19 protein-coding genes and 1 pseudogene are annotated in these 22,234 nt (G+C 59.8%); 9 read left to right on the top strand and 11 right to left on the bottom strand.

Annotation, left to right across the window (positions count from 1 at the left end; translation table 11 throughout):
• Positions 1 to 87: 87 nt before the first annotated feature.
• Genes B3F77_RS10120 through B3F77_RS10110 form a run of 3 tightly spaced genes read right to left on the bottom strand, consistent with a single transcriptional unit; the run spans position 88 to position 2,901 of the window.
• The gene (locus B3F77_RS10120; RefSeq protein ID WP_293604834.1) at positions 88 to 1,056 is read right to left on the bottom strand and encodes a Bug family tripartite tricarboxylate transporter substrate binding protein; all 969 of its coding nucleotides are present in this window, start codon (positions 1,054 to 1,056) and stop codon (positions 88 to 90) included.
• A 4-nt stretch (positions 1,057 to 1,060) separates the two neighbouring features.
• Positions 1,061 to 1,975 carry an alpha/beta hydrolase gene (locus B3F77_RS10115; protein ID WP_293604833.1) on the bottom strand — a complete coding sequence of 305 codons (915 nt, stop codon included), beginning with the start codon at positions 1,973 to 1,975 and terminating at the stop codon, positions 1,061 to 1,063.
• A 56-nt stretch (positions 1,976 to 2,031) separates the two neighbouring features.
• Positions 2,032 to 2,901, bottom strand: coding sequence for a fumarylacetoacetate hydrolase family protein (locus tag B3F77_RS10110; protein ID WP_293604832.1), 870 nt, complete (start codon positions 2,899 to 2,901; stop codon positions 2,032 to 2,034).
• A gap of 271 nt (positions 2,902 to 3,172) precedes the next feature.
• Between B3F77_RS10110 and B3F77_RS10105 the strand changes: the two genes are divergently transcribed.
• A complete protein-coding gene (locus B3F77_RS10105) occupies positions 3,173 to 3,853 on the top strand; it encodes a FadR/GntR family transcriptional regulator (protein ID WP_293604831.1) in 681 nt (226 codons plus the stop codon).
• Between the two features lie 196 nt (positions 3,854 to 4,049).
• A complete protein-coding gene (locus B3F77_RS10100) occupies positions 4,050 to 4,946 on the top strand; it encodes an alpha/beta hydrolase (RefSeq protein ID WP_293604830.1) in 897 nt (298 codons plus the stop codon).
• Here the strand turns inward: B3F77_RS10100 and B3F77_RS10095 are convergent.
• The 3 genes from B3F77_RS10095 to B3F77_RS10085 all read right to left on the bottom strand — a co-directional run bounded on the left by B3F77_RS10095 (position 4,943) and on the right by B3F77_RS10085 (position 7,164).
• Positions 4,943 to 5,332, bottom strand: coding sequence for a tautomerase family protein (locus B3F77_RS10095; protein ID WP_293604829.1), 390 nt, complete (start codon positions 5,330 to 5,332; stop codon positions 4,943 to 4,945). The two genes, B3F77_RS10100 and B3F77_RS10095, sit on opposite strands and share 4 nt — an antisense overlap.
• A gap of 62 nt (positions 5,333 to 5,394) precedes the next feature.
• Positions 5,395 to 6,372 (bottom strand): GMP reductase, encoded by a 978-nt coding sequence (locus B3F77_RS10090; RefSeq protein WP_293604828.1) that lies wholly within the window; start codon positions 6,370 to 6,372, stop codon positions 5,395 to 5,397.
• A gap of 198 nt (positions 6,373 to 6,570) precedes the next feature.
• Positions 6,571 to 7,164, bottom strand: a complete 594-nt coding sequence (locus tag B3F77_RS10085; RefSeq protein ID WP_293604827.1) for a hypothetical protein — start codon at positions 7,162 to 7,164, stop codon at positions 6,571 to 6,573.
• Between the two features lie 158 nt (positions 7,165 to 7,322).
• Between B3F77_RS10085 and B3F77_RS10080 the strand changes: the two genes are divergently transcribed.
• A complete protein-coding gene (locus B3F77_RS10080; protein WP_293604826.1) occupies positions 7,323 to 9,776 on the top strand; it encodes a UvrD-helicase domain-containing protein in 2,454 nt (817 codons plus the stop codon).
• Between the two features lie 45 nt (positions 9,777 to 9,821).
• Here B3F77_RS10080 and B3F77_RS10075 read toward each other — a convergent pair whose 3' ends face one another.
• From B3F77_RS10075 to B3F77_RS10065, 3 genes are read right to left on the bottom strand one after another with little or no spacing between them, the layout of a single operon-like run.
• Positions 9,822 to 10,661: a BPSS1780 family membrane protein gene (locus B3F77_RS10075; protein WP_293604825.1), complete on the bottom strand. Its 840-nt coding sequence runs from the start codon at positions 10,659 to 10,661 to the stop codon at positions 9,822 to 9,824.
• Positions 10,662 to 10,699: 38 nt separating this feature from the next.
• On the bottom strand, positions 10,700 to 11,650 hold the full coding sequence (locus B3F77_RS10070) for a homoserine kinase (RefSeq protein ID WP_293604824.1): 951 nt from the start codon (positions 11,648 to 11,650) through the stop codon (positions 10,700 to 10,702).
• 35 nt (positions 11,651 to 11,685) lie between these two features.
• Positions 11,686 to 12,033, bottom strand: a complete 348-nt coding sequence (locus B3F77_RS10065) for a hypothetical protein (RefSeq protein ID WP_293604823.1) — start codon at positions 12,031 to 12,033, stop codon at positions 11,686 to 11,688.
• 153 nt (positions 12,034 to 12,186) lie between these two features.
• Here B3F77_RS10065 and polA point away from each other — a divergent pair, with 153 nt between their 5' ends.
• The 5 genes and pseudogenes from polA to B3F77_RS10040 all read left to right on the top strand — a co-directional run bounded on the left by polA (position 12,187) and on the right by B3F77_RS10040 (position 18,222).
• On the top strand, positions 12,187 to 15,027 hold the full coding sequence (gene polA / locus B3F77_RS10060; protein WP_293604822.1) for a DNA polymerase I: 2,841 nt from the start codon (positions 12,187 to 12,189) through the stop codon (positions 15,025 to 15,027).
• A 21-nt stretch (positions 15,028 to 15,048) separates the two neighbouring features.
• Positions 15,049 to 15,957: a helix-turn-helix transcriptional regulator gene (locus B3F77_RS10055; protein ID WP_293604821.1), complete on the top strand. Its 909-nt coding sequence runs from the start codon at positions 15,049 to 15,051 to the stop codon at positions 15,955 to 15,957.
• 231 nt (positions 15,958 to 16,188) lie between these two features.
• Positions 16,189 to 16,983, top strand: coding sequence for a fumarylacetoacetate hydrolase family protein (locus tag B3F77_RS10050; protein WP_293604820.1), 795 nt, complete (start codon positions 16,189 to 16,191; stop codon positions 16,981 to 16,983).
• Between the two features lie 172 nt (positions 16,984 to 17,155).
• Positions 17,156 to 17,317: pseudogene (locus B3F77_RS10045) on the top strand (carboxymethylenebutenolidase); the annotation flags it as partial.
• A gap of 119 nt (positions 17,318 to 17,436) precedes the next feature.
• Positions 17,437 to 18,222, top strand: a complete 786-nt coding sequence (locus B3F77_RS10040) for a ZIP family metal transporter (protein WP_293604819.1) — start codon at positions 17,437 to 17,439, stop codon at positions 18,220 to 18,222.
• A 314-nt stretch (positions 18,223 to 18,536) separates the two neighbouring features.
• Here B3F77_RS10040 and B3F77_RS10035 read toward each other — a convergent pair whose 3' ends face one another.
• Together B3F77_RS10035 and B3F77_RS10030 are read right to left on the bottom strand one after the other, a co-directional pair.
• Positions 18,537 to 19,736, bottom strand: coding sequence for a cation:proton antiporter (locus tag B3F77_RS10035; protein ID WP_293604818.1), 1,200 nt, complete (start codon positions 19,734 to 19,736; stop codon positions 18,537 to 18,539).
• 424 nt (positions 19,737 to 20,160) lie between these two features.
• Positions 20,161 to 20,670, bottom strand: a complete 510-nt coding sequence (locus B3F77_RS10030) for a hypothetical protein (protein ID WP_293604817.1) — start codon at positions 20,668 to 20,670, stop codon at positions 20,161 to 20,163.
• Between the two features lie 730 nt (positions 20,671 to 21,400).
• Here B3F77_RS10030 and B3F77_RS10025 point away from each other — a divergent pair.
• Positions 21,401 to 22,234, top strand: an 834-nt coding sequence (locus B3F77_RS10025) for a reverse transcriptase domain-containing protein (protein WP_293604816.1), incomplete at its 3' end; no start/stop codon positions are given.

The raw sequence follows: 22,234 nt of genomic DNA, 5'->3' as shown, positions 1-22,234 counted from the left end.
GATCATTTTTGATCAGCCCCAGCGCTAAAAGGTCGTTGCAAACCGCAAGGTTTGCAGCGACCTTTTTCGTGGAACGGGCAAAAATGCTTATTCGATCTTGATGCCGGTTTCCTTGACGACTTTGCCCCAGCGCTCCATCTCCTGCACCATATACTCCGACATGGCCTCGGGGCTGGAGGGTGAGACTTCGACGCCCGCGTTATACAGGGCTTTCTTCGTGTCCGGAGAATCCATCGCCTTGCGGATTTCAGCGTTCAGCTTGTTGACGATGTCACGGGGCGTGCCTGCCGGAGCCAGCAGGGCCAGCCAGACCGACGCTACATAGCCCGGTACACCGGCTTCCTGCATGGTGGGAACGTCAGGCAACTGCGGGATGCGTTTGGCCGTCGTCACTGCCAGCGCCCTTAGTCGGCCCTGCGGCACCATCGACAGCGCATTGGGAACACCTGCAAAACTGCTCTCCACTACACCGCCTACCAGATCGGTAGTCGCACCGGCACTGCCCTTGTAGGGCACATGCGCGAGCTTGGCTCCCGTCATGGAAACAAAGAGCCCGCCCATCAGGTGCTGCGAACTGCCGTTGCCCGATGAGGCATAGTGAATGGTATCGGGCGCGGCCTTGGCCAAGGCAATGAATTCCTTCACATTGCGCGCGGGCACCTTGGGGTTGACCAGCAGCACATACGGTGAGTCGACCAGTTTGGAGATCACCGTAAAGCTCTTAATCGGATCGTAAGGCAAGCTTTTGTAGATCCAGGGGCTGATCACATGCGTGGTGGAAACCATTACCAGTGTATAGCCGTCTGGCGCCGACTTGGCCACAAAATCAGTGCCGATGATGGAGCCCGCACCGGCCTTGTTTTCAATCACAAATTGCTGCCCCATGGCGGTAGAGAGCTTTTGTCCCAGGATGCGCGCTACCACATCGGTAAAGCCACCCGGCGCAAACGGAACAATCAGCTTGATCGGTTTGCTTGGATAAGTCTGGGCAAACCCTGTTGACAGCGTTACCGCAAGCAGCGGCCCCAGCAACAGTGACTTGGCAATGGTTTTCATGGTGTTACCCCTTGTAAGCTGGCTCTGGCATGGTGAAGAAACTGTGCAGTATCTGGTAGACCATCATGTAGTTCTTCTGCTGGAAGCTGGCGTGCGAGATGCCCGCCATCACGCTGAACTGCTTGTTCATGTTGGGTAGCAGCTTGAAGAAATTGATCAGGTCGTCCAGGCCTGCAATGCCGTCGTACTCACCCCGCAAAATGAGGGAGGGCACCGGGATTTTTTGAGGATTCAGCAGCGGCAGTTTTGAGCACATATCGACATAGGTTCCCGTGGGCATCGAATCATCCAGTGTCAGGATGGCATCGGCAAACGCGTTGACGGTGTTCTCGTCGGCAGTACCGGGATGGTCGCGCTGGAAAATGCTGTGGACGAACGCGCGGTCGATAGGACGGCGGTTTTTGGCCAGAAACTCCGGCAGTTTTTTCTTGCGCTGCTCCAGCGTGTGGCTGCCTTCGCCGGTCCATACAAAGGCATCGAGTGCCAGTTTGGCCACGCGCTCTGGATGCCGCTCGGTGAACAGCGCCGCCTTCAGCGCACCCGACGAAATGCCATACACCAGCAGTGACTTGGCGCCGGATTTTTTCAGGATGTACTCGCTGCCTGCGGCCAGGTCATCGGCACCATTGCTGATGTCGAAGTTGATGTCCCGGTGCTTGTCGGAGCGGCCATAACCTTCGTTGTCCATGGTCCAGGTGTCAAAGCCGTGCTCTGCAAACCAGTCCATTGCGGACGAATAAGGCCGGCCGGGCACATGCAGGTCAAACGTGGGTTGCGAGGCCATGGACGAGCCATGCACAAAAAAGAGGGTACCCGCATGCGCTACTTTGGGAGAGGCCTTTTTCTCCCAGAGAAAAAGTTTGATATTCCCTTTGTGGGCCCAGTGCTCCACACCGCCCGTCCACTTCACATCACTCATCAAAGTCTCCTCTTAATGGCACCCCCACGGCGCCTTTTGTTCATGCCCGACAGGGCTCACATAAAACGGTTTTCAATCACGCCAATGCCGTCGATCTCGATGCGTACGACGTCACCAGATTTCAGGTACTGCGGCGGATTCATGCCCATACCCACGCCGGCCGGTGAACCCGTGGCAATCACATCACCGGGATACAGCGTGATGCCGCGCGAGCAGGTTTCGATCAGCGTCGGGATGTCAAAGATCAGGTCGGTGGTTTGCGCGTCCTGTCGCAACTCGCCGTTGACCCAGCCGCGCACGCGTGTCCGGTTGCCGTCGAGTTCGTCAGCCGTCACTATCCACGGCCCCATCGGGCAAAAGGTATCGAAGGACTTGCCCAGGTCCCATTGCTGGTGCCGCATTTGCACGTCGCGTGCGGTCACGTCATTGACGATGGTGTAGCCAAACACATGCTTTAGCGCATTGGCGCGCGAGATGTTGCGGCCACCGGTGCCGATTACCACGGCAAGTTCGGACTCATAGTCAATCTGCTCCGAGATCCCCGTCGGCAGCATCACGTCGGCAGTCGGGCCCACCACGCATTCAGGCACCTTGGTGAAAATGATGGGCCATGCTTCGGGGTTGGCGTTGTTGTTTTTGAAAACCGACGCTGACAGCTCTTTGGCATGAGCGTGGTAGTTGCGGCCCACGCAAAAGATATTGCGCCGCGGTACCGGTAGCGGCGCTTCCAGCTTCACATCACGGATTAGCAGGGGTTGTCCGTAGCGCCGTGACAGCTGCTTCAGGTCGCCGCCCAGTTCAATCACCGCCAGCGCGCCTGTGCGTGCCTGTCCCGGTTCGAGGTTCAAGGGAGTCAGGGATTGGCCGTCTTCAGCAACGACCCCTACATGCCGTTGTCCGTTCCATTGATAAGTTGCAATACGCAAATGAGTCTCCTTGTCGTTGAGATATGGGTTTGTCCGTTGCCTGGGTGCCGTAGCGTTCAGAGCTTCCCAGGGGCCCCAAGCAATTTCACCCAAATAATACCAATAGTCAACCAAGAAAGCAAAGATAGTCGGTTGTTTCTGGAAAACACCTAACGTGTCTTATGGTTGAATCCCTGAGTGTGTTAAACCAATTCGGCCCAAATATGGAAAATAGAAAGCAAACTCAAGTAAATGGGTATCATGGTGCAGGCTTCACTCCGGCTCTTTTCTCATGAACTTTATGGACAGCGCTGCGGCTTTGGAAGAAACCATCCTCGACAATCTGAAGTCGCGCAAATGGCGTTCCGGTCACCGGATTCCGACCGAGCGTGATTTCAGCGCCGAGAGTGGCCTGAGCCGGTCCACCGTGCGGCGTGTGCTGGCGGGTCTGAAAGAGCGTGGGCTGATCACGCAGACTGTCGGCAGCGGCACCTATGTGAGTGAACGCATTGCCGAGGTGCTGGGCAGCATGCCCGATACCGGCACAATGAGCGCTATCAGTCCGGCCGAGCTGATGAGTGCGCGCCTGGTGCTGGAGCCGGCCATCATCGACATGGTGATCGGCAACGCAAATTCCGCCGATTTCGCGCGCATGGAAGAGTGCTGCAGCAAAGCCGAAGCGGCTATTACCCTGGAAGACTTCGAGCGCTGGGACAGCTTGCTGCACGAAGTCATTGCCGACGCTGCCCACAACGCCTTTATCGCCAGTGTTTTCCGGCTGATGAACCACGCACGCTCCGAAGCCGAGTGGGGCATGCTCAAGCGCGGCAGTGCCACGCCAGAGCGGCGGCTGGAGTACCAGCAGGAGCACCGCGCGCTGGTGGCGGCGCTGAAATACCGCGATGCCGTTCGGGCCAAAGCGCTTTGTACCGCGCACCTGGTCCATGTGCGCGGCAATATGCTGGGCTACTGAGTCCGCTGATCTGTCAGGCAGCTTGCAACTGCGCGAAACTGGGCATTATGGATTCTGGACAGTTGTCTTGAGCAGGGCATGGGTGTGGTGGCCTGAATGTAAAAGGGGAGCCCGAACAGGCCGCGCCCACGCCGGGGAGGGCGGAGGAAAGCTGTGCCAAGATGCAGGTCAGCATCAAAATTTGAAAGAGGACTCCATGAACAGCGCCACAGCAGCTTGGGACCCCCAATGGCTGGACAGTATGTACAACAACCGCGCCCTGGTGCCGGGGTATGCCGCCCACTTCACGCGCTGGGCTGAAGACTCCCAGAGCGCGCGCAAGCGGCTGCCCTGTCAGTTGGACCTTCCCTACGGCAACAGCTCCGGTGAGACTCTGGATGTCTTTCCGGCAAGCGGATTCAGCGCCAGTGGTGGTGCCCGGGTTCAGTCGGGTGCCCCGGTGCTGGTGTTCATCCACGGCGGCTACTGGCGTGCGCTGGACAAGGCCGATCACTCCTTCATAGCGCCTGCATTGACGCAGGCCGGTGCTTGTGTGGTGGTGCCCAACTACACCTTGTGCCCGGCGGCGACCATTCCTCAAATTGCCCTGCAAATGGTCGAGGCACTGGCGTGGACCTGGCGCCACATCGTCGAATACGGAGGTGACCCGCAACGCATCACGGTCGCCGGACACTCCGCTGGTGGGCATCTGGCGGCCCTGCTGCTGACCTGTGGCTGGAAAGACTATGCGCCTGATCTGCCGCCATACCTGATCAGGAACGCGCTCTCCATTTCAGGCTTGTACGATCTGGAACCGATCCGTCGCACGCCGTTTCTCTCCGACTTGAGGTTGACGCCGGAGCAGGTGCAGCAAGCCAGTCCGGCCTTGTTGCCGCGCCCGAGCCTGGGCACGCTCTACAGCGTGGTGGGTGCAGACGAAAGCGCCGAGTTCTTGCGCCAGAACTTGTTGATCCGGCAAGCTTGGGGCTTTGAGACCGTACCCGTCTGCGAATCGCTTTTTGGGCTTAACCACTTCAGTATGCTGGAAGCCTTAGCCGAGCCGAAACACCGCCTGCATGGGCTGGCGCTGGAACTGCTGCAGTCCACGGCCTAGATATTCACGTCGTACTCAAGTTCGACGTCCGACGCCGGCAGGCCGCCACGAATCGCCCAGTTCTCGCGCGGCGCTTCGCGCACCAGTACTTTGAGGTGGTCGGCGGGAATGCCGCACAGTCCGAGGTTCTGCACGATCGCCTGATAGAGCGCGCGTTTGGTCTCGGCAGAGCGTCCGATGAAGCAGTCAATGCTGACCAGCGTGTACCGCTCGCCCTTGTCCTGAGGCCCCGCAAAGCGGTGCGGCTCGTGGACGAAAAGGCGGACAAGCATGGTCCAGTGCGGCACTTTGAGTGCCGCCATCATCCCGGCCCGCACGGCGTCGATGATGGCGGTTTCTTCGTCACGCGAATATTGCCGGCGTATTTCAATAGCTGCAGTTGGCACGAATCCTCGCTTTCATGGTTGGCGATGACTTTACTCTCCCGACACCTTCAGTCCTGCAGGCCTCACATCAGCAGATCTTCGCTCGCGTTGTTGCCACCCAGAACCACGTAGTTGACCTTGCGGATGTCCATGAGTTTTTTGCCACCGGCGTAGCTGATGGCGCTCTGGATGTCTTCTTCCATCTCGCGCAGCGTGTCTTGCAGGCTGCCTTTGACGGGCTCCAGAATGCGCTTGCCCTCGACATGTTTGTACTCGCCCTTGTTGAAGTCCGAGGCGCTGCCGTAGTACTCCTTGAAGAGCTTGCCATCGACCTCGACGGTTTTGCCGGGGCTTTCTTCCAGGCCGGCCAGCATGGAGCCAATCATCACCATGGTCGCGCCAAAGCGCACTGATTTGGCAATGTCACCATGCTCGCGTATGCCGCCATCGGCAATGATGGGTTTGGTCGCCACGCGCGCGCACCACTTCAGCGCCGAGAGCTGCCAGCCGCCGGTGCCAAAGCCAGTCTTCATTTTGGTGATGCAGACCTTGCCGGGGCCGATGCCCACCTTGGTTGCATCGGCGCCCCAGTTTTCCAGGTCAATCACCGCTTCAGGCGTGCCCACATTGCCGGCAATCACGAACGATGTGGGCAGTTTTTGCTTCAGGTTGCCGATCATCTTCTGCACCGTGTCTGCGTGGCCATGCGCCACGTCAATCGTGATGTACTCGGGCGCCAGACCTTCGGCTGCCAATTGGTCCACCGTGTCGTAGTCAGGTTTTTTCACGCCCAGCGAAATCGATGCGTACATGCCCTGGGCTTTCATGTCCTTGACAAACTGGACGTTGTCCAGGTCAAAGCGATGCATCACGTAGAAATAGCCATTTTTCGCCATCCAGGCGCAGATGTCTTCGTTGACCACCGTTTTCATGTTGGCCGGCACCACCGGGATGCGAAAGCTGCGCCCGCCCAGCGTCACACCGGCGTCACATTCCGAACGGCTTTCCACGCGGCATTTGCGCGGCAGCAGCAGGATGTTGTCGTAGTCGAAAATTTCCATAAACCAGGCTCTCCAGAAACTGTTGATAACAGGAGGGCACTTGGACTGGACCGGTTTGGAAAGACATCAGGGTGATGCGCAAACAAAAAACCGGGCGCAATTGCTTGGGCCCGGTGACTGATTCTAGGCGCCTGGGCGCACCGTGTTGATGGGGCGGCCTGTATATCCGTTGCAGGCAGCGGCCAATTTCTAGACTTCTCAGGGCGTATCGCAGCGCGATTGTGCTGCCACCAGCACCTGGCTCTTTTCGTCCTCCACCCAGCCGATCACGCGCAGTCGGCTCGGGTTGGCACCTGGTGCAATGTTCATGGAGCGCGCTCCGAAAAAACGATTTCGCTCTGTTTTTGATAGCTGCTTATGCCCATCCCATATGGCCTGTAGTACGTTTCTTACCATATTTCTCTCTGTGGGAGAGCCTTCGGTGCCGGCCGGCAAGGTTTCCACCAGCGCCAGCCAGGCGGTCCAGTGCTGCTTTTTCGCCGCTGCCGGAATGGGTTTGAGTTCTATGGAAGCACCCAGGTAGTCGTTTAAGGGCAAGCCGTGCGACACGCGCAGTGTCGTGCCCTTGAGCCCTTTGACCGGGTGGGTCATGCTGCTGCCTTCTGCGGGAACGCTTTTCCCCAGGGTTTCCAGCCGGGCCAGCGCATCGCGGCTCGCCACCGCGGACAGCGGGGCATCGTCGCCCCTGTCGCCAGGCACGACCCAGTCCAGGGCGACTTGGCCGGCGACCGGTTGGGGCATGGCCGGGTCGGCCCAGCAGCTGTCACAGTTGGCGTTGATAAAGCGCTCCATGAACTGTACAGGCCGGGCTGGCCGTCGCTGGCGCAAAACGACTGCGCTTGCGCGCTACGCAGCGGAGCCAGCCATGCCACGGCAGTGAGCAAGCACGTCAAAACCAAGGGTGAAGCGGGCGACATCAAGTATTTCATCGGGGCTTTCTACAATGAGGGATGTTCTCAGAAGTCATTTCGCCATCCCCCCTCTTGCAAAATCTTAATCCAGAGCAACTGGCTGCGGTGACCTTGCCCGCCACCCACGCCCTGATCCTTGCGGGGGCGGGCTCCGGCAAGACCCGCGTGCTCACCACCCGCATCGCCTGGCTGCTGCAAACGGGCCAGGTTTCGCCTGGCGGCATTCTGGCCGTGACCTTCACCAACAAGGCGGCCAAGGAAATGCTGGTGCGCCTGTCGGCCATGCTGCCGGTCAATGTGCGCGGCATGTGGATTGGTACCTTCCATGGCTTGTGCAACCGCTTTTTGCGCGCGCATTACAAGCTGGCCAACTTGCCGCAGAGCTTCCAGATACTGGACACGCAAGATCAGCTGTCGGCCATCAAGCGGCTTTGCAAGCAGTTCAACGTTGATGACGAGCGCTTTCCGCCCAAGCAATTGATGCGCTTTATCGCCGGCTGCAAGGAAGACGGCCAGCGCGCCAAGGACGTGCCGGTGCGCGACGAAGAAGGCCGCAAAAAGGTCGAGATCTATGCGCTTTACGAAGACCAGTGCCAGCGTGAAGGCGTGGTGGATTTTGGCGAGCTCATGCTGCGCAGCTATGAGTTGCTGCGTGACAACCCCCCAGTGCGCGAGCACTACCAGCGGCGCTTTCGCCACATCCTGATTGACGAGTTTCAGGACACCAACAAGCTGCAGTACGCCTGGATCAAGATGCTCGCCGGGCAGGGCCCGGATGCGGCGCAAGGCGCCAATGCCATGCCGGGTGGCTCGGTGGTGGCCGTGGGCGACGATGACCAGAGCATTTACGCCTTTCGCGGCGCACGCGTGGGCAACATGGCCGACTTCGTGCGCGAATTCCATGTCACGCATCAGATCAAGCTCGAGCGTAATTACCGCAGCTTCGGCAACATTCTGGATTCCGCCAATGAGCTGATCAGCCACAACAGCAAGCGGCTGGGTAAAAACCTGCGCACCGAGGCTGGCCCCGGCGAGCCGGTGCGGGTGTACGAATCCACCAGCGACTTTGCCGAAGCGCAGTGGTTTGTCGACGAGGTGCGCCAGCTGGTGCGTGACGGCACCGAGCGCAAGGAAATTGCGCTCTTGTACCGCAGTAATGCGCAAAGCCGGGTGATGGAGACGGCACTGTTCAATGCTGGCGTGCCGTACCGGGTGTACGGCGGCCTGCGCTTTTTTGAGCGCGCCGAGATCAAGCATGCGCTGGCCTATCTGCGCCTGCTGGAGAACCCGCACGACGACACCAGCTTCATGCGGGTGATCAACTTTCCGCCACGCGGCATCGGCGCCCGCAGCATCGAGCAATTGCAGGATGTGGCGCGGGGTGCAGGCTGTTCGCTGCATGACGGTGTCAGTGCGGTGGCGGGCAAGGCCGGCGCCAATCTGGGAGCCTTTGTCGCCAAACTGGATGTGATGCGCGAGCAGACCACGGGCCTCACGCTGCGCGAAATCATCGAGTTGGTGCTGCAGCACAGCGGGCTTGAAGAGCACTACAAAACCGAAAAAGAAGGCCAGGACCGGCTGGAGAATCTGGCCGAACTGGTCAATGCCGCCGAGTCGTTTGTGAGCCAGGAGGGCTTTGGCCGCGACGCCGTGGCCTTGCCGGTCGATGAACTGGGCACGCCGCTGACCCAGTCGCCCGCCAGCCAGGGTCTGGACCCGTCGGCACCGCTGGGCAGTGAACCCTCATCCGAAGTTTTGGCCCCCGACACCGCTACGGGTGAAACGCTGTCGCCGCTGGCCGCTTTTCTCACGCACGCCGCCCTTGAATCCGGTGACAACCAGGCGCAGGCCGGCCAGGACGCCGTGCAACTCATGACCGTGCACTCGTCCAAGGGACTGGAGTTTGACTGCGTGTTCATCTCGGGCCTGGAAGAGGGTCTGTTCCCGCACGAAAACGCCATGAGCGACCATGAAGGCCTGGAGGAAGAGCGCCGCCTGATGTACGTGGCCATCACGCGTGCGCGCAAGCGGCTTTACCTCAGTCATTCGCAGACCCGCATGTTGCACGGCCAGACGCGCTACAACCTCAGGAGCCGGTTTTTTGACGAGCTGCCCGAAGCGGCACTCAAATGGATCACGCCCAAGAACCAGGGTTTCGCTTCCGGCCTGGGCACGGGGGCAGGCGGCTGGGGAGGCGCTAGCAATTCAGGAGCTGATGGTTCCCGTGGTGATTGGGCTAGCAGCGTTTTTTATTCAAAATCTGGCGGTTCATCAGGTAGCTTTGAGCGCTTTGCCAGCCCACCCGTTCCACCGCAGCGCAACGCCTCCACGCATGGGCTTAAAAGCGGCATGAATGTGTTTCATGCCAAGTTTGGCGAGGGCAAGGTGCTGATGCTCGAAGGCAGCGGCGACGACGCACGCGCGCAAATCAATTTCACGCGGCATGGGGTGAAGTGGCTGGCCTTGAGTGTGGCCAAGCTCACGCCCATTTGAGCTGAAGCGCTCGGCGTCGCGAGTCAGAAACGCAATGCTTTGCCGTCAAGTGTTGTCTTCAGCGACGTAGCTATCGGTGGCGGCATCGTAATGCATGCTTTTTGTTCCCGTTGAAGCGTCATCGTCAGCCACAAAACTATCGCGAAACGTGAAGTAAATCGAGGTAAAAAACATCGCCACAATCACCAGGGCGATCGGAAACATGGCCACGGTGACCAGCGTGGGGTTGCCTAACAGGCTGGCAATCAGCGAAACCATGACGACTGCCAAAACGAAGACCGCTGTCCAGGCCAGGCCGAACACGGTAAGCGCGCCAAAGTTTTTGTAGCAGGCCATGAAACTGAAAAACAGGCTCTTGACCGGCGTTACCCCATGCCAATGCACCAGCGCAGGCGCATGCCAGAACAGCAGTGACAGGGGCAGGTACAGCCCCATCGCCACCCACATCGCCACCTGAAAGCTGCTTTGCTGCACCAACTCTTCAGTGATGGTGCCGCCCACGAGATACAGCTTGGCAAACTGCCCGCCGTCGAACAGGGCTGACACCCCCATCAGCGCCAGAAAACCCGCAGCGTACAGCGCACCCAGCACCATCATGGCCTGCATGCGCTGCTGGCCGGCGCGGAAGGCGCTGATCAAAATCGAGGGCATTGGAAATTTTCCTTTGGCCGCTTCTTGCGTGGCGGCCATCAGGCCCAGCGTGGCGGCCGGCAGCAGGGCCAGCGCCAGCGCCGCGCCCACATAGGGCACGAGCGTCGCAACTGAGAGCAGCGCCATGAACATGAAAAACAGGCCCGACATGGCCAGCGGCTGCTTTATGAAAGTGGTGATGCCAAGCTTGACCCATGTCAGGCCGGTGCGCGCGGGAACGATATTCAATTTCATGGGACGAGACCGGGCAGATGGCCCGGATTTCCGGTGGGTTACAGGATGTAGGGGTGCAGGAGCCGCTCGCGCAGCACCCGCTCAAAATGATTGGGGTCGTGCGCTTTGAGCACGGCTGCGTCGCGGGGTAAATGAAAATCCCATAGCCGTGAAATCCAGAAGCGTAGCGCACCGGCGCGCTGCAGGGCTGGCAGCAGGGTGCGTTCCTGCGCCGTCAGGGGGCGCACGCGCTGGTAGGCCGCCATGAACGCATCGGCACGCGTCGCGTCCTGCGCGCCAGTGGCCAGGTCAATGCACCAGTCATTGAGGCAGACACCGATGTCAAACAAAAAGGTATCGCAGCCAGCAAAGTAAAAGTCAAAAAAGCCGGTGAGCTTGCCGTCTTCGAACATCACGTTGTCGCGAAACAGGTCGGCATGTATGGCGCCGCGCGGCAGGCTGCGGTAGGCGGGCGCGGCAGCGATATGGTTCTGGTAGGCCAGCTCTCCCAGGATCAGGCTGCGCTGCGTCGGAGTCAGGTACGGCAGCACCACGGGCACGGTGTCGTTCCACCAATCCAGGCCGCGCAGGTTGGGTTGCTTGCGGGGGTAGTCCAGCCCGGCCAGGTGCATGCGTGCCAGCATCCCGCCCACGCCAGCGCAATGAGCGGGCGTGGGGGCCAGCTCGCTGTGGCCACGCAGCTTGTTGACCACGGCGGCCGGCTTGCCCTTCAGGCGGTGCAGGATGGCTCCCTTGGCGTCTGCAGCCGGGTCAGGCACGGGAATGCCACGCGCGGCCAGATGCTTCATCAGGTGCAGGTAAAACGGCAACTGCTCAAACGTCAGGCGCTCAAACAGCGTCAGCACGTACTGGCCTTCGGTGGTGTCTATAAAGTAGTTGGTGTTTTCGATGCCGCCTGCCGCGCCCTTGATGCTCTGCAGTTGCCCCAAATTCAAGGCGTTTAACAACGCTGCAGCCTCGTCAAACGAGACTTCGGTAAATACGGCCATGCCTGAAACTGAACCCTGAACTAAAAACTGAAAATTTAGAACTTCAGCATGTTCCAGACGCGCGAGCCATTGGTGTCGCCGCTGGCTGCAGCCGGCGCACTACCCCGCGCACCTTCTGCTGGCTTGACCTCATAGGGAGGGACGCTGGTTTTGGGTTGCACCGTGATTTTTTCAGTCTCGCCGCCTACCCGCAACTCATCGATGCGCGAGCCGGCATCTTCGGTGCGGATACGCTGAATCGCCCGGTCTGGACGCGCCGCGCGAACTGGCGCCTCTGTCGTCGCGGCCGCTTTTTGCTCAGGCGCCTGCGTTTGAGCCATGGCCGCAGCCAGCGGCAGCACTGCAAGGGCAGCGGCAAGTGGGAGGCTAAAAGCGTTTTTCATGCCTGCATTGTAGGCTGGCGGGAGCGGGCTGGCAAAGGTTTGACAAGGCTGGCACAGCCTGGGAATGGGGTCTCTAAAGTGTTACCAAATGGGTCGCCAGGGCCTGCGGGCCTGTCTGGAGCGGTTTGCCGATATCCCCGACAATCTGGCCCTATGAGCTCTGACAAAAAAACACTGCTGCTGGTGGATGGTTCCAGCTACCTGTACCGCGCCTTTCATGCCATGCCCGATCTGCGCGTCAACCCGGGCGACCCCACCAGCCCGGCCACGGGCGCCATCCGCGGCATGATCAACATGATGCAAAAGCTGCGCAAGGATGTGCGCGCCGACTACGCCGTCTGTGTGTTTGACGCCAAGGGTCCGACGTTTCGCGATGCGCTGTACCCCGAGTACAAGGCCCAGCGTTCGGCCATGCCGGACGATCTGCGCAGCCAGGTTGAGCCAATTCATGAGGTAGTGCGCCTTTTGGGCTGGAAAGTGGTGGCCGTGCCCGGCGTTGAAGCCGATGACGTGATCGGCACGCTGGCCTGCATGGCCTCGCAGCAGGGCATTCAAGTCATTATTTCCAGCGGTGACAAGGACCTGAGCCAGCTGGTCGATGAACACATCACGGTCATCGACACCATGAACGACCGACGCCGTGACTTGGCAGGCGTCGAGGCCGAATTTGGCGTTCCGCCGCGCCTGATGGTGGACTACCAGACCCTGGTGGGCGACGCAGTGGACAACGTCCCTGGCGTACCCAAGGTCGGCCCTAAAACCGCCGTGAAGTGGCTGCTTGAATACGGCTCACTCGATGCGCTGGTGGCGCGTGCCAGCGAGATCAAGGGCGCGGTGGGCGAGAACTTACGCCAGTCGCTCGACTGGCTGCCCCAAGGCCGGGCGCTCTTGACCATCAAGAAAGACTGCGACCTCATTGATTACATCGAGGGCCTGCCAGCTATGGATTCAATAGCCATTGGCGGCCAGCAGACGGAGGCCCTGAAGGTTTTTTATGAAAAGTATGGCTTCAAGGCGCTGGTCCGGCAAATCGACACCGAAAGTACGCCGCCCGAAATGATTGGCGGACCCGGCGGCCGGCATGCACCGGCCCGACCACCGGCCTCTGCGAGCGCTGCAGCCTCTCCGGATGAACCTGGCCTGTTTGATGGACCGGCATTTCTCGACACGCCGCTGGCGGTCCGCGCCACCAACCTGCAGTACGACACGATTTTGACGTGGCAGGCTTTTGAGCGCTGGCTCGTAAAAATTGAAGCGGCGGAGCTGGTGGCTGTTGACACTGAAACCACCTCGCTCGATGAAATGCTGGCGCAGATTGTGGGCCTGAGTTTCAGCGTCACGCCCGGCGAGGCCGCCTACATCCCGCTGACGCACGACTACCCCGACGCTCCGGCGCAACTGCCGCGCGATGAGGTGCTGGCACGCCTGAAACCCTGGCTGGAGAACCAGGCCAAGCCCAAGCTGGGCCAGCATGTCAAATACGACCGCCATGTGTTTGCCAATCACGGCATTGAGGTGCAGGGCTACGCGCACGACACCATGCTGCAGAGTTATGTGCTGGAAGCGCACAAGCCGCACGGGCTGGCCAGCCTGGCCGAGCGGCATGTGGGGCGCAGCGGAATCAACTACGAAGACCTGTGCGGCAAGGGCGTGCACCAGATCAAGTTCAACCAGGTCGATATTGCCAAGGCCGCTGAATACTCGTGTGAGGACTCCGACCAGACACTGGACGTGCACCGCGTGCTGTGGCCTCAAATTGAGGTCAATGAAAAACTGCGCTTTATCTACGAGCTGGAAATGCAGAGCAGCGAAACCCTGTACCGCATCGAGCGCAACGGCGTGTTGATTGACGCGCCCACGCTGGCCAAACAGAGCGGCGAGCTGGGCGCGCGCATCCTGCAGCTGGAGCTAGAGGCGCACGAACTGGCGGGCCAGCCTTTCAATCTCGGATCACCGAAGCAAATTGGTGAAATCTTCTTCACCAAACTCGGCCTGCCGGTCGTCAAAAAAACTCCGAGCGGCGCGCCCAGCACGGATGAAGAAGTGCTCGAAAAACTGGCCGAAGACTATCCGCTGCCCGCCAAAATCCTGGAGCACCGGGGCCTGTCAAAACTCAAGGGCACTTACACCGACAAGCTGGCCCAACTCGCGAACCCCAGAACTGGCAGGGTGCACACGCACTACGCGCAGGCGATTGCCATCACGGGCCGCTTGTCCAGCAATGACCCCAACCTGCAGAACATCCCGGTGAAGACCGCCGAGGGCCGGCGCGTGCGTGAGGCCTTTGTGGCCGCGCCTGGCTGCGTGATTGCGAGTGCCGACTATTCCCAGATCGAGCTGCGCATCATGGCGCACATCAGTGGAGACGCAGCCTTGTTGCTGGCTTTTCACGACCGCATGGACGTGCACCGCGCCACCGCCGCCGAGGTGTTTGGTGTCACCACCGATCAAGTCTCCAGCGAGCAGCGCCGGTACGCCAAGGTCATCAATTTCGGGTTGATCTACGGCATGAGCAGCTTTGGCCTGGCCCGCAATCTGGGCATTGAAACCAAGGCCGCGGCCGCCTACATCGACAAGTATTTTCAGCGCTACCCCGGTGTCAAACACTATATGGATTCCACCCGTCAACTGGCCAAAAGCCAAGGCTACGTTGAAACCGTGTTCGGCCGGCGCCTGTACTTGCCCGAGATCAACTCACCCAACGGACCACGCCGCGGCAGCGCCGAACGCGCAGCCATCAACGCGCCCATGCAGGGCACCGCCGCCGATTTGATCAAGCTCAGCATGAACCAGGTGCAGCAGGTGCTCGATGACGAGCAACGCGGCACCAAAATGATCATGCAGGTACACGATGAACTGGTTTTTGAAGTGCCCGAGGGGGAAGTCGCATGGGTCAGAACCGAGATTCCGCGCCTCATGGCCGGGGTGGCCGACCTCAAGGTGCCGTTGCTCGCCGAGATCGGTTTCGGACCCAACTGGGAAAAGGCGCACTGAGGTTCGAGTGTCACACGGCGCATGACGGAGATCACAACCTACGGTATGTTCGAGCGTGCGGACCACCTCGACTTTGACATCCGGTCCCAACTGGCGCGGCCACCGCTGGTGCGACCGCACCGGCACGAGTACTTCCAGATCCAGATCAGCCTGCAAGGCGACACCGAGCAGAATGTGGCCGGTACAGTGCGGCCTTTCAGGCGCGGCTACCTCAGCTTTATCCTGCCCTACCGCGTGCAGGTGATTCCGCATCCAGAAGGCTCACGCTACTTCATCATCAACATGGCGCAGCAGTTCTTGCGGCCCGGATTGGACATGGACCCGCTGGACCCGGAGGACGTGCCGCTGTCCAGAGCGCCCGAGCTGGCGCCCTTTCTATTTCAGGAATACGCCGACTTTTCTTTTCCTGCAGACGAGTTTCCTGAAGTCGAAGTGTTGCTTGAAAAGCTGGCCCGGGAGAATGCCTACCGCCGCTTCGGATCGGTCGAGATAATCCGCGGCCTCATGCTTCAGCTGATTGGGCTGACCTGCCGCAAGTTTGAAGCCGACCTGCTGCGTTTTTCCGCCAGCCAGGCGCATCAAAGCAGTCGGCGCGCGAGCCTGCAGCGTGCCGTTCGCTACATACGCGAGCATCTGGCCGGTGAGATCACGCTGGCAGATGCGGCAGCCGCTGCGTTTTTGTCACCCAACTACCTGGCGCACCTGCTCAAAAAAGAGACCGGCAAGACCTTCACCTCTCTGGTCACCGAGCGGCGCCTGGAATTTGCGCAGGAGTTGCTGGCGCACAGCAGCCAGCGCATTGCCAGCGTCGCGCATGCCTGTGGCTTTGCGGACGAGGCCTATTTCGCCCGCCGCTTCAGGCAGCGCTTTGGCCACACGTCCAGAGCCTTCCGCGAGAGCGTCCGCGCCAAAATTTCCGGCCTTCCCTGAAGGCCGCTACTTCAGGCGGTGTCGGCAGGTCGGTCCGCCTGGTCCGCTACGGCGCCGCATTGGTGCATTGAATCGTCCGGGAAATGCATAATTGCGTCTGACTGCCAGCGCCGCTCGCGGTTTAAGCTTGCTGCTGGAGAAAACAGGCAGCCCTCATAATAATAAGCGCCAGCCGGTAACAAGCCCGTTACTGCTTGCCAGTGACCAGTCACAACACCGAAGGAGACAACCATGACCGACATGAGCAAACGCGGACTTTTGCAATCAGGCGCCTTGATGACGGCAGGTGCCGTCGTCGGTTGCGCCACACCCGGCACAGCGGCCAATGCACCGGTCACGCCCTTTACCGTGGCAGACACCTACGTGCCCATCGCGGGCAGCGCAGAGATGTTCCCGGTACGCCGCATTTACTGCATTGGCCGCAACTACGCCGCCCATGCCATCGAAATGGGCTCTGACCCCAGCCGCGAATCGCCTTTCTTTTTCCAGAAGCCGACGGACGCGATTCAAGTCGTGCCACCGGGAAAAGTGGCCGACCATCCGTATCCCACGTTGACCAAAAACTACCACTACGAAGTCGAACTGGTGGCAGCTTTATCCAAAGGCGGCCGCAACATTCCCATCGACAAGGCGCTGGATTTGGTGTATGGCTACGCCCTGGGCCTGGACATGACGCGCCGCGACTTGCAGCGCGGCATGGGCGACCAGAAAAAGCCCTGGGAAATCGGCAAGAGCTTTGACCGCTCGGCCCCCATCGGCCCTATCCACAAGGTAGCGCAAACCGGCCACTACACCAAAGGCGCTATCTGGCTCAAGGTCAATGGCCAAGTCAAGCAGCAGGCCACGCTAAACCACATGATCTGGTCGGTGGCCGAACAGGTCTCCAAATTGTCCGAGGCGTTTGAGCTGTTTCCCGGCGACATCATTTATTCGGGTACGCCTGAAAACGTCGGGCCCGTCGTCAAGGGTGACGTGATTGAATGCCACATCGACGGTCTGCCCGAGCTCAGCGTTAAGATTGTGTGAGTCGGCCAGGCTACCCTGGACCACAGGGGAGGCGGATTGCAGCATGAGGACTGCCGGGGCCTGTTAACCCTTGGTTTGCAGGCCAACAATTCCCGCGCACACTGGCAAGAACTTGCGCCTCCGCCTAGACTCCGACTGTTTGCGTCAACCACCCCCTTCCGAAGAAATCGCCATGCTGAACAAGGACCAGAAAAACGACTTTAATTCCTTGTTGCCCGGGCAGTCGAGCGAAGCTGGCGCCAGCCGCCGCACGGCCCTGAAAGCCGCGCTGGGCGTGGGTTACGCCGCAGCCGCCCTGCCCATCATGGCGCAAACCACCATCAAACCCCCGGCCGCCGACAGTCAAGCCGCGTCCGGGGGTTCGCCATTTGTGGGGTAAGCTGATAAGCTGCCTTTACAGGTTTTTTGTAATCATTTAGGGCTCCGGCCCAAGTACGACGGGCGTGAGAAGCTATGACTTTGATAGCGATTTTGATGGGAACAATGGCAGCCGGCATCGGCAGCGTGTGGCTGGCGGCGCTGCTCAGCTTTGGCATGCTGGCCCGCTACACCACGCACATGCTTAGCCTGGCCGCCGGCGCGCTGCTGGCCACCGCCTTCATGCACCTGCTGCCAGAAGCCTTCGAAAGCCAAGCTGACGCCCATGATTTGTTTGCCACGCTGCTGGTCGGGCTGGTGTTCTTCTTTCTGCTCGACAAAGCCGAATTGTGGCACCACGGGCACGAACACCATGCCGCTGAGTACCCGGGCAGCCACGACCACGACCACGACCACGACCACGGCAGCAAAAGCGGCGGTTGGGCCATACTGGCTGGCGACAGCGTGCACGCGTTTGGCGACGGCATTCTCATCGCCTCCGCCTTCATGGCCGATATCCGCCTGGGCATTGTCGCCGCATTAGCCGTGCTGGTGCACGAGGTGCCTCACCACATGGGGGACCTGATGGTGCTGCGCCAAACCTCTGACAACCGGCGTGTTGCCCTCATCAAGGTGTCACTGGCCGGCGCGGTGACGGCGCTGGGCGGCGTGATTGGCTACGCGCTGGTCGACCGGCTCCACGATTACCTGCCGTTCTTCCTGATCATGGCCTCCAGCAGCTTTATCTATGTAGCGCTGGCGGATTTGATTCCGCAGCTGCAAAAGCGTGTGACAGCCAAGGAGACAGCCGCACAGATTGCCTGGCTGGCGATCGGCATCGGGCTGGTGACGCTGATCAGCGGGGTTGCGCATTCGCACTGAGCAGCTTCAACCTAGAAACGGCAGTTGACCGCTTGATTGGTTTGTTAAACCCGCATGAAATCGAGTTTTTTCGCCTTCGATGACGTTCACCTTTTGGGTCAGAGCGCTACGCACCCGATGGCACTGCGCTTGCCGCGCCATACGGCGTTGCTCCGCCTTGTGGGCAGTAGCCCGCTGCGTTGTCGCGCCTTGTCTGGCACGCCAATCACAGCACCCTCGGGCGCGTCCAACTGCCGTTTCTAGGTTGATTGTTATGAATTCACTTTTGTCCCTGATCGAGGGCAAGCCAAGGGCGTAAGGCGCGGGTCACTAGTTCACCTGGACCGGAAAATAATCTCTTTCATGCGCTGCAACCTGGGGGACACCACGGGCACCGTCAGCATGGTGCTGGCGATGGCCATCAACAGCAAGGCGGTGAAGGTTCCGCTGGTAATGATGCCTTTGTCCAGCAGGATGTTGGAAAAAATAATCATGATGAGCGCCTTGGTCTGCAGCAGCCAGCCAATGATCGAGCTTTCGCCAGGCGCCCATTTGAGCAGTTTCCCGGCGACGTGAGTACCGATCAGTTTGCCCATCACAGAGGCGACGAGCAACACGCCAGCGGCAACAAACACGGCTTCGCCGCCCACCGTCCAGTTGGTTCGCAAGCCCGTGCTGAGGAAAAACACCGGCATCATGACCAGCAACACGTGATGGCGCAGCAGGTCCATGTGTGCCTGATTGAACCACTCGCCGTCCATGATGGCGCCTGCCAGAAAGGCGCCAACCATGAAGTGCAGGCCCGACCAGTCCGCGCCGAAGCTGCAGACAATCAGCCAGACCAGGCCGGCGTACCAGCGGTCTCGCTCGGGGAGCCACACCATGAGTTTTCTGAAGGCATAGCCAAAGCCCGCGAAAGCCGCCAGAAATGCCGCTTGCTTGCCGACGCGCTGCCAGTCCATGAGGATGAGCGCAAGCACGCCCCAGATCGCGATGTCGTCCAGACTGGCATAGCGCAGGATGCGCTGCCCTATGGGTTGCCGCAGGATGGCGAGCTTTTCCATCAGCAAGATCAGAATGGGCAGCGCGGTGACGGCGCAGGCCATGCCGACGCCCAAGACAAACTGCCAGGGGGTTCCCCGGGGTCCCAGCCAGCCCTCGGACATTAGCATGCCGGCGGCGGCCACACAGCCAAAAACAAGCGGCGTGCCAAGGGCCAGCCCGGCGGTGATGCCGCTCTCGCGTCTATGCATCCAGGCCTTTTTCAGATCGAGCTCGATGCCGGCGATCCAGACAAAAATTATGACCGCCCACCAGGCAATGCCGTTCAAGGACTGGACGACCGGCGTGCTGAATACAAACGAGTAATAGTCCGGGAATATCTTGCCCAGGACGCCGGGCCCCAGCAAAATGCCCGCAATGATCTGGACCACCACAAGAGGAGCGTAGTAGTCCGTTTTACCTACGCGCCAGATCAGGTACGGGACGGTAAAAATGATCGCCATGGCGAGCAGATAGATCTCGGTCGTTGTCATTGCGGCAGGCATAGCTCCCCGGGTCTTTTTTGTTGAAAAGTGGACGCGCATGTCCGCGCCTGGTGGGCTGGATGGTAAGGCATCCATGGCGTCCCCGACGCCTTGGCGCCAAAGCTCGCGCGTGGCAGAAATTAGGTGTTTTCTGACCGACGGTTTTGCCAGCCTTGACAAGCCAGGGTTACCCACGGTTAATGTGCAGCAGTCTGTGGATAAGGTCGTGCAGAACTCTGCCAAGCCCCGCCCGTACTGGCTCGCGGCGTGGTGCTCAAGAAGCAGGCAACGGGCCCTGATGAGACTTCCTCAACCAGGCACTTCAAAGAGGTCAACCGAAAAAACGGGCCACCCAACAATCAGTGGACGGGCCGTTCTGCAGCGCTCCGTCCAGCCGCGTTCATCACGCACCCGGCGGAGGGTTTGGCCGCGCTTACTGCGGTGCTGGAATCACCACAAGGTCGCTTGATGTCTTGGGCTGAACGACGACCGTGCCCGCGTCAGCGGGTACCACCACCGTTTCCACCTGACGCACCACCCCCCCACCGGCCACGCTGCCACTGGTGCTGCCGTAGCCGAGCATGCGGGCCTGACAGGCGATTTGGTCCTCACCCTTTAGAACATCGCAGCGTTTGAGGGCGTTATTCTGAAACTGTCCGCCGGCATTGTCGAGCTTGCCACTGCGTTTGTCGGCTGCAGCATTGTTGGCTTCGCGCATGCAGGTGACGTAATCCTGCTGGGTCATGCCGCTATTGCAGGCTGCTTTTTCGCGCTGGGTGTTGCCCGATGCGTCAATGCCGGTGGTGCCTGCTGCAATCTGTGCAGTCGCTGCCGTCATGGCCAGCAGGGCAGCCAGTCCGAAATATGCGACCCCTTTGGCCAAGCGGTTAAGCCGGGCGTGATGGACGTGGTGGGAATTAGGGAAGTGCGTGGATGAGGTCATGGTCAAACTCCTTGTTCGAATCTCAATGACTGAAGTCTGGCGCAGCGTCCCGGGATTTCCTGAAAGACAATACAGCAGCCAGCCCGTGCTCCCCGCCTATTCGACTGTAGGACAGGTCTTTCAGGAAGGTTTAAGCATTCTCAAAACCGCGGGCACACCGAATGCCAAAGACCACAGAAAGGCCGTCCGGGCTGCGCCAACGCTTTTTTTAAATAGCCTTGGATTGAACCAGATACGTGCTCGCGTGTCGGGTCATGGGCCAGATTTAACGTCGGGATACCTGCCAAATTAGCTATTAATATAGTAGCTAATAATTCCCGTCCTGTATGGACTATAAGCACTTTTCTTATAAATTTCTGGCTGCGGCAGCCGCTTTGTCTTTGAAGGCTGCCGCGAACCGGAACTTCAGTGGGCGGGAGCCTTCTCTTGTGCGCCCAGCATGGGCGCAATCTTGGAGGTGCAAGTCCTGTGCGCCAGCAAAGCTGGCAAGAGGTAGTTGGTGCAAGTCCAATACGGAGAAGAAGTGGCGAACCACTCTGGCCCCGAGTCATGCGTCACACACCGCGAGGTGTGGGGCGAAGCGTTGACAGGGGAAACCGGCAGGCCAGCCATTGAGCCGCGAAATCAACAATTTGGGATGCCGACGGAGTAGGACTCACCGGAAGGCTACACGGGGCATGGCGACAATCGCAAGTCATGTCCTGATCCCACGCGGTCGGAGACCCTGCGCATGCCGGGAAGCCTTTTGTACGGAAGCTGGGAGATCTCGGCGGTACCTGACAAAGCAAAGTCAGGTGGGACAGGGAAGGTTAATGACCGTCATCCTGTTATCAACGGCGCCGAGAAGTCGGATGTGCCCGTAGTACCGAAGAAGTTGTTGAACGAAGCGGGAGCGGAGGAGGCAATGGAGGAAAGGGGCGCAACCGAGGGAAATGCTGGAGAAGCTCCCGCAGGCCGGACACAGAGCCGGGAAACTGCGTCGATGGGACTCGAAAGTATACGTGAAGCCGCTAGGAGGAATCCGGGGCTGAAGTTCACGTCACTGCTGCATCACATAACGCCGTCGCTGTTGGTAGAAAGCTTTTACGAGCTCAAGCGGAATGCGGCGGCAGGCATGGATGGCGTGACGTGGGGGGAGTACGAGAATATCCTCTACGGACGGGTGGGGCAGCTGCACAAGGAACTGCACACCGGGGCGTATCGCGCTCAAGCGTCGCGGCGAGTTTATATTCCCAAAGCGGACGGTAAGCTGCGTCCGTTAGGGATCGCCGCTGTAGAAGACAAGATTGTGCAACAGGCCGTGGTCAAGGTGCTGAACATGATCTACGAGGAAGACTTTCTCGGTTTCTCGTACGGTTTCCGACACGGTCGCGGCCAGCATGATGCGCTGGACGCGGTCAGCGTCGGGATCGAGAGCCAGAAGATAGGCTGGATACTGGACGCCGATATACAGGCGTTCTTCGACACCATCGACCACAAGTGGATGATGCGGTTTCTGGAACATCGGATCATGGATCAGCGGCTCTTGCGGCTGATTCACAAATGGCTCAAGGCGGGCGTGATC

It is taken from the genome of Polaromonas sp. UBA4122 (genome assembly GCA_002381615.1).
In the GTDB taxonomy this organism is placed as follows: Bacteria; Pseudomonadota; Gammaproteobacteria; order Burkholderiales; family Burkholderiaceae_C; genus Polaromonas.
This window is presented reverse-complemented; position numbering and strand designations above follow the sequence as displayed.